This window comes from Rhizobacter sp. P1_G5 (assembly GCF_056405435.1).
Genome location: NZ_JBFUCB010000731.1, coordinates 1 through 2,777, shown reverse-complemented (window position 1 = coordinate 2,777; position 2,777 = coordinate 1). Strand labels below are relative to the sequence as shown.

The 2,777-nt window shown below is 68.4% G+C and carries 2 protein-coding genes; both read left to right on the top strand.

Annotated elements, in window-relative coordinates:
• The first annotated feature begins 203 nt into the window (after window positions 1–203).
• Window positions 204–1,247, top strand: a complete 1,044-nt coding sequence (gene pheS, locus AC1D12_RS30175) for a phenylalanine--tRNA ligase subunit alpha (RefSeq protein WP_047511795.1) — start codon at window positions 204–206, stop codon at window positions 1,245–1,247.
• A gap of 18 nt (window positions 1,248–1,265) precedes the next feature.
• Window positions 1,266–2,777: phenylalanine--tRNA ligase subunit beta (gene pheT, locus AC1D12_RS30170; protein WP_477844930.1), on the top strand; the 1,512-nt coding region annotated here is incomplete at its 3' end.

Below are 2,777 nucleotides of genomic sequence, written 5' to 3'. Positions count from 1 at the left end.
ATCCTGCCGCCTTCGGCAGCATCGTGGAGAAGGTGAAGGCCCAGCTCGCTTGATGTCGTGATCGCGCCGGCTCGCGCACACCCTGTGCAGCCGGTGCCACGCAAGTCCCCGAAGGCTGTTCGCAGCCGCTGGGGCAAGCTCTCCAAGGCCGACCTCGTGTGCGGCCTTTTTTGTTTCTTGAACCGACCATCCACCCTCTACCGATGAACGACCTCGATCAACTGGTGCAGGCCGCGCACGCCGATTTCGCGCAGGCGACTGCACCCGCCGATCTCGAGAACGCGAAGGCGCGCTACCTCGGCAAGGCCGGGCGCGTGACCGAGCTGCTGAAGTCGCTGGCCGGGCTCGCGGGCGACGAGAAGAAGTCGCGCGGTGCCGAGATCAACGCCGCGAAGCAGGGCATCGAGGCCGCGCTGAACGCCCGCCGCCAGGGCCTGGCCGATGCCGAGCTGCAGGCGCAGCTGAAGGCCGAGTCGCTCGACGTGACGCTGCCTGGGCGCAAGCGCGGCACCGGCAGCGTGCACCCGATCACGCGCACGATGGAGCGCATCGAGGCGATCTTCGGTTCGATGGGTTTCGACGTGGCCGACGGCCCCGAGATCGAGACCGACTGGTACAGCTTCACCGCATTGAACAACCCGGAGAACCATCCGGCGCGCTCGATGCAGGACACCTTCTACGTCGACATGAAGGACGACGAAGGCCACTGGCTGAACCTGCGTCCGCACACCTCGCCGATGCAGGTGCGCCATGCGCGCGCCCATGCCGCGAAGTACGCCGGCCAGCCGCACATGCCCGACATCCGCGTGATCGCGCCGGGCCGCACCTTCCGCGTCGACAGCGATGCGACGCACTCGCCGATGTTCCACCAGGTCGAAGGCCTGTGGATCGGCGAGAACGTCAGCTTCAAGGACCTGAAGGCGATGTACCTGGACTTCATCCAGGCCTTCTTCGAGACCAGCGAGCTCGCGCTGCGCTTCCGCCCGAGCTACTTCCCGTTCACCGAGCCGAGCGCCGAGATCGACATCATGTTCGAGAGCGGGCCGCTGAAGGGCCGCTGGCTCGAGGTCTCCGGCTCCGGCCAGGTGCACCCGCAGGTGGTGCGCAACATGGGGCTCGACCCGGAGCGCTACATCGGCTTCGCGTTCGGCTCGGGCATCGACCGCCTGGCGATGCTGCGCTACGGCGTCAACGACCTGCGCCTGTTCTTCGACGGCGACCTGCGTTTCCTCAGCCAGTTCAAGTAACCAGCGGAAGACCCATCAATGCAATTCCCCGAGTCGTGGTTGCGTGAGTTCTGCAATCCGCCCCTTGAGACGAAGGCCCTGGCCGAGCTGCTGACGATGTCCGGCATGGAGGTCGAGGAGCTGCGCCCGGTGGCGCCGCCCTTCAGCCACGTGGTCGTCGGGCGTGTCGTGTCGCTGGAGCGGCATCCGAATGCCGACCGGCTGAACGTCTGCCAGGTCGATGTCGGCAGCGGCACGCTGCTCAACATCGTGTGCGGCGCGCCCAATGTCGCTGCCGGCCTGAAGGTGCCGTGCGCGCTGGTGGGCGCGGTGYTGCCTCCGGGCGAGGACGGCAAGCCCTTCGAGATCAAGCTCGGCAAGCTGCGCGGCGTCGAGAGCCAGGGCATGCTGTGCTCGGCGCGCGAGCTGAAACTGTCCGAGGACCACGGCGGCCTGCTGATCCTGGCCGAAGACGCGCCGCTCGGCGAAGACATCCGCAAGCACCTGTCGCTCGATGACACGCTGTTCACGCTGAAGCTGACGCCGAACCTCGGGCACTGCCTGAGCGTGTTCGGCATCGCGCGCGAGGTCGCCGCGCTGACCGGCACGCCGCTGAAGTCGCCCGCGTTCCCGCCGGTGCCGGTGAAGCACGCTGCCGTGCTGCCGGTGAAGATCGAGGCGCCCGACCTGTGCGGCCGCTTCTCCGGCCGCATCGTGCGCAACGTCGACACCACCGCGAAGACGCCGGCCTGGATGGTCGATCGGCTGGCCCGCTGCGGCCAGCGCTCGGTGACTGCGCTGGTCGACATCTCSAACTACGTGATGTTCGAGCTGGGCCGYCCSTCGCACATCTTYGACCTCGACAAGATCCACCACGGCCTCACGGTTCGCTGGGGCCGGCCGGGCGAGCAGCTGAAACTGCTGAACGGCAACACGATCGAGGTCGATGCCGCGGTCGGCGTGATCGCCGACGCCGAGGCCGTCGAGTCGCTCGCCGGCATCATGGGCGGCGATGCGACCTCGGTGTCCGATGCGACGCGCAACGTGTATGTCGAGGCCGCGTTCTGGTGGCCCGAGGCGGTGTCGGGCCGTTCGCGCCGCTTCAATTTCACGACCGATGCGGGGCACCGCTTCGAGCGCGGCGTCGACCCGGCGCAGACSGTCGAGCACATCGAGCGCATCACSCAGCTGATCCTCGAGGTCTGCGGCGGCGAGGCCGGCCCGATGGACGACCAGACCGTCGCGCTGCCGGCCCGCAAGCCGGTCACGCTGCGCGTCGCGCGTGCCGCGAAGGTGATCGGCATGCCGCTGACGCAGGCGCAGTGCGCCGGCGTGATGGAGCGGCTGGGCCTGCCGTTCACGCAGGCCGAAGGCACGATCACCGTGACGCCGCCGAGCTGGCGCTTCGACCTGCTGATCGAGGAAGACCTGATCGAGGAAGTGATCCGCGTGCTGGGCTACCCGACGCTGCCGTCGACGCGCCCGCTCGCCTCGCTGGCGGCCAGCGTGCGCAGCGAATCGAAGCGCAGCCCGCACGCGGTGCGCCACCTG